Below are 4,837 nucleotides of genomic sequence, written 5' to 3' on the forward strand. Positions count from 1 at the left end.
GTTGGGTGACGCGATATGCGCGATCCCGGGTGCTTATGCGCGCCGTAACACGTTCACCCTTGGTGACGCCGCCGTCCCCCCCAGTGGTCTACAGGGGGGGGCGGGGGGCGTCACGTTCGCCCCTGCCAGCGCGACCCGCCCCTACTCCTCCTCGTCGAGCCTGGCGAGCCGGGTCGTCACATCGTCGGCGAAGCGGGCGAGGAGCCGGACGAGGTCGTCTCGGTCCTGCCGGGGCCAGTCGCCGAGGGCGTCGGTGAACCAGCCGAGCAGGAAGGCGAGGTAGCGGTTGACGGCCTCGGCGCCGGCCTCGGTGGGTTCGATGAGGCGGGCCCGGGCGTCGTACGGGTCGGGGATGCGGCGGGCGAGGCCGTGCTTCTCCAGGATCTGGACCTGGCGGGTGATGTGCGGGCCGACGACCTGCATGCGGTCGGCGATCTCGCCGATCCGCAGGGGTCCGTCGGCCGTGCGCAGGGTGACGAGCACGCCCACCGCGGGCCGGTCGCGCCCCAGGCCCGCCTCCTCGACGGCGCGTTCGACGAGGCGGCCCCGGGTGAGGGCGGCGCTGAGCCGGGAGATCCGGGTCAGCGCGGCGAGGAGGTCGGGCCGCGGCTCCCCCGGTTCGCGGGCCTCGGGGGAATCGGAAGCCTTGACGGAGTCGGGCGCCTCGGGGAACCCGGGGGTCTCGGCGGGCTCAGGAGCCTCGGCGGGCATGGCACCTCCATTTGCATACCTAAGTTAGGTATCTGTATTGTGGGGGGTGGCCACCGCCCGCGAGGGCGACGTGTGACCTCCATAAAGATACCTGAGGTACGTATCTTTCCGCTCGTCCAGGTGCGTACCACCGACGTGCCGGCGGCGATGCCCGCCGGGAAGGAAGTGAGAGGCCATGAACACCGTGTCACGCCCCGCCCGTCGCGTCCTCGTCTCCGGGGCCAGCATCGCGGGCCCCGCGCTCGCGTACTGGCTCGACCGGTACGGATTCGAGGTGACCGTCGTCGAGAAGGCCGCCGCCGTGCGCGGGGGCGGCTACGCCATCGACGTCCGCGGGCCCGCCCGCGAGGTCGTGGAGCGCATGGGGCTGCTGCCGCGCCTGCGCGCCGCCCACGTCGACAGCCAGCGAATCACCTTCGTCGATTCCGTCGGGCGGACCGTCGGCTCGCTGCGCCCGGAACAGCTGACCGGCGGCGCGGCCGGCCACGACCTGGAGGTCCGGCGCGGCGACCTGGCCGACGCCCTCCAGGAGCCGCTGCGCGGCCGGGTCGAGTTCCTCTTCGAGGACTCGATCGCCGCACTGGAGGACGACGGGGAGGCCGTCCACGTGCGGTTCGACAGCGGCGCCAGCCGCAGCTTCGACCTCGTGGTCGGCGCGGACGGCCTGCACTCGAACACCCGCCGGCTGGTTCTCGGCCCCGAGGAGGCCTTCCACCGCTACCTCGGGCACGTCTTCGCCGGCTTCACGCTCCCGAACGAGTTCGGCCTCGTCCGCGAGGCCGTCGTCTGGAACGACGTCGGGCGCGGCGCGGTCCTCAACGCGCACGAACCGGCCGACCGGCTCCACGGCTTCCTCACCTTCACCCGCGACGACCCGCCCTTCGAGGCCTTCCGCGATCCGCGGGCCCAGCGCGAGCTGGTCGCCGCGCGGTTCCCGGAGCGGGTCTGGCACCTGCCGCGCCTGGTGGCGGCGATGCGGGACGCCGAGGACCTCTTCTTCGACGTCGTCAGCCAGATCCACCTGCCCAGCTGGTCGCGCGGGCGGGTGGTCCTCGCGGGCGACGCCGCGCACGCCACGTCGTTCCTGTCCGGCCAGGGGTCCAGCCTCGCCCTGGTCGGCGCGTACGTCCTGGCCGGCGAACTGGCCGCGCGCTCCGACCACACCGCCGCCTTCGCGGCCTACGAGCGCCGGATGCGCCCCTTCGCCGAGCGCAACCAGGCGCTGGCCACCGGAGGCGGCACGTCGGTGGCGCCGAGGACACGGGAGCAGTTGGAGGCCCGCAACGCCGTGGTGCGCGATCCGGAATCCGCCGCGAGCGAGCTGGCGACGCCGAGTGCCCGGACGGCCCGGGCCGCCCACTCGGACCTGCGGCTGCCGGACTACGCCGGACGGCTGTGACGGTCAGGACGATCGGGCGACGGACCACCGGTGCCGGCCTCCCCAGAAACGGGGAGACCGGCACCGTCGGCCTCGGCCGTTACGGCAGCGGGATGCGCACCACCTGCGGGTCGTGGTCGCTGAGCTGCGTGCTGAACTCGCTGTTGATGTGCACGATGTCGTAGCTGTACGACGTGGCCGCGAGCGCGCCGGAGATCAGGATGTGGTCCAGCACCTGCGAGTTGCCCTCGTACACGTAGGTGTAGCGCTCGGGCAGCGGCAGGGTGCGCGGCAGGTCGGTGAGCGAGCCGCCGGCGGTGAGGATGTCGGCGGTCTGCGAGAACTCGAAGTCGTTGAGGTCGCCGAGCACGATGACCGAGGCGTTCGGGTCCACGGCCAGGATCTGGTCGGTGAAGCCCTTCACCGCGGTCGCCTGGGCGTGACGCTGGGTCTCCGAGGGGTGGGCCGGCGGCTGGTAGCGGCCGAAGAGGGGCTGGTCGCCGCCCTTGGAGTTGAAGTGGTTGGCGATCACGAAGACCGGCTTGCCGTTCCAGCGGAACTCGCCGGCCAGCGGCTTGCGGCTGGAGTTGAACGCCGGGTTGGTCGGGTCGATCCGCCCGGGCGAGTAGGCCAGCTGCGGTGTGCCGCCCGCGTTCACCACGGAGTCGGCGGTGGTGGATCCGGCGCCGGGGCGGTCGGTGAAGGAGAGGCCGCGGTCGGTGCGGAACAGGAACACCTGGCGGATGTTGCCGCCGGGCTGCCCGCCGTCCTGGCCGTCCACCGGGTCGATCTCGCGGTAGGAGTAGGAGGGGCCGCCGGCCGCGGTGATGGCCGCGGTGAGCTTGGCCAGGGTCTGGGTGGCGCTGACCGTGCCGTCGTCGGTGGCGCCGCTGTTGTCCTGGATCTCCTCGAGGGCGACCAGGTCGGGCGAGCGCAGGTTGGTCACGATGCCCGCCGCGAGGCCGTCGAACTTGCTCTGCGGGTCGGAGGGGGCGAGGTTCTCCACGTTGAAGGTGGCCGCGGCGAGCTGCCCGGCCGTCGGCGCGGCGGTGGTCTCGGGCGCGATGCCGCCGGAGGTGACCGCCGGGGTCGCGGTGACCTGGAGGGTGAAGTTGCCGAAGGCGTAGTCGAGCACGCCGACGGTGGCGCCGGTCAGGGTGTCGCCGACGTTGGCGGTCGGGGTGGGCGCGAGCGCCTTCCCGAGGACGACCCGCTCCGGGTTGCCGTCGTTCGCCTGGAGCAGGATGCCGCCCCGGTTGGTGCGGGTGGTGCTGCCCGGCGGGACGACGGCGAGCTCGCCGTACTTGTTGGTCGGGCCGACCACGGCCGCGTTGTCGATCTCGACCCGCATGCCCTCCAGCGACCTCCAGAAGTCCAGGCCGTCGGTGCCGGGCTGGAAGTTCCCGGCCGCCTCGACGTCGCCGGAGGTGACGCTGGAGATGACCGCGGACGGGGGCACCCGCTCGCCCTGGCCGACCACGGTGGCGGCGGGCAGCGCGACGTTGTGGGCGACCACCGTGACGGTGGGCGCGGTCAGTTCGGTGATCGACAGGTTGGTGGTACCGCCGGTGCCGCCGGGGCGGTACTGGGTGACGGTGGCGTTCACCGTCACCGAGTCGCCGACCGCGACCGAGGGCGCGCCGGCGGTGTAGACGTAGATGCCCTCGCTGGTGCCGGGGTCGTTGTCGGGCTGCGGGTCCTGGTACCAGAAGCCGTTGGGGCCGACGGCCGTCACCACACCGGGCACGGCGCTGACCGCGCTGCCCGCCAGCGGGGAGGTGCGGGCGGCGCCCTGGATGTCGTGGATGCGGGTGCCGGCGGGGTTGCCGCCGGTGCCGGTGGAGGAGGAGTTGCGCGGCACGGGCGCGGTGATCGCGAAGTCCGCCGCGTTGTTGTCGGTGTCGGTGGCGCCGCCGCCGGTGCGCAGGGCGGCGGTGGAGTTCGACAGGTTGCCGGTCGGCGTCCCCTCGGCGGAGCTCGCGCCGCTGCCGTAGCCGACCAGGTCCTTCACCCCGGACTGGCTCGCGCAGCCCGAAGTGCAGGTCAGCGCCGTGCCGTTGGTGACGAGGGCGACCTTGCCGGAGGTCGCGGACATGGCGATCGTGCCGGTGGCGTCCGGCGTCGGCAGCGCGGCGCCCGTACCGGCTCCGGCGGCCTCCTGGACGAGGAAGTAGCGTCCGGGCGCGATCGTCCCGGAGAGGGTGGTCCGCGACCAGCTCCCCCCGGCGGCCGAGGCGTACTGCACCGTCCAGCCGGTGACGGACACCGGCGCGGTGCCGCGGTTGTACAGCTCGACGAAGTCGTTGGTGTACGGGGCGCCGGAGTTGCCGCCACCGCCGTACACCTGGCTGATCACGATGTCGGGCGACGCGGCCTGCGCCACGCCGCCGGGCAGCGCCACCAGCGCCGCCACCACGGCCGCGGCGGAGGCCGCCGCGAGCGTCCGGCGCCGGAACCGCGGCGCTCTCGGGTTGATCCGGGGGTTCGGGGTGCTCCGCATGAGGCTGACTCCTGACCACCGTCCGGGCGCGCGGCCCGGCGGTTGTGACCACGGATGGGAAAGTGGGGCGCTGAGGTTCTAGCAGTGCCACCAGATCCCTACCGGTCGCGTCGGGCAACGGCCAGACGTACGGCGGAAGAACGTTTCTACGCGCGACAAGTGGGAGACTCTGCTCCGGATCCAGGCGGTCAACTGCCGCCTTTTGAACGTTTGTTGATTCACCGAAACAACAGGAACAGCACGGAGGC

3 protein-coding genes are annotated in these 4,837 nt (G+C 72.9%); 1 reads left to right on the top strand and 2 read right to left on the bottom strand.

Features of this window, described 5'->3' with window-relative positions; all coding sequences use genetic code 11:
• Positions 1-141: 141 nt before the first annotated feature.
• On the bottom strand, positions 142-711 hold the full coding sequence (locus ACFRQN_RS39910) for a MarR family winged helix-turn-helix transcriptional regulator (RefSeq protein ID WP_375877785.1): 570 nt from the start codon (positions 709-711) through the stop codon (positions 142-144).
• Between the two features lie 175 nt (positions 712-886).
• Here ACFRQN_RS39910 and ACFRQN_RS39915 point away from each other — a divergent pair, with 175 nt between their 5' ends.
• A complete protein-coding gene (locus ACFRQN_RS39915; protein WP_380745541.1) occupies positions 887-2,110 on the top strand; it encodes an FAD-dependent monooxygenase in 1,224 nt (407 codons plus the stop codon).
• Positions 2,111-2,189: 79 nt separating this feature from the next.
• Here ACFRQN_RS39915 and ACFRQN_RS39920 read toward each other — a convergent pair whose 3' ends face one another.
• Positions 2,190-4,589, bottom strand: a complete 2,400-nt coding sequence (locus ACFRQN_RS39920) for a lamin tail domain-containing protein (protein WP_380745543.1) — start codon at positions 4,587-4,589, stop codon at positions 2,190-2,192.
• Between the last annotated feature and the right edge of the window lie 248 nt (positions 4,590-4,837).

Origin of the sequence: Kitasatospora sp. NPDC056800 (genome assembly GCF_042789775.1) — a bacterium.
Classification (GTDB): Bacteria; Actinomycetota; Actinomycetes; order Streptomycetales; family Streptomycetaceae; genus Kitasatospora.

Excerpts from the sequence above, each read along its gene's own strand:
- ACFRQN_RS39910 (WP_375877785.1), bottom strand. The coding sequence starts at position 711 with ATGCCCGCCGAGGCTCCTGAGCCCGCCGAGACCCCCGGGTTCCCCGAG.
- ACFRQN_RS39915 (WP_380745541.1), top strand. The coding sequence starts at position 887 with ATGAACACCGTGTCACGCCCCGCCCGTCGCGTCCTCGTCTCCGGGGCC.
- ACFRQN_RS39920 (WP_380745543.1), bottom strand. The coding sequence starts at position 4,589 with ATGCGGAGCACCCCGAACCCCCGGATCAACCCGAGAGCGCCGCGGTTC.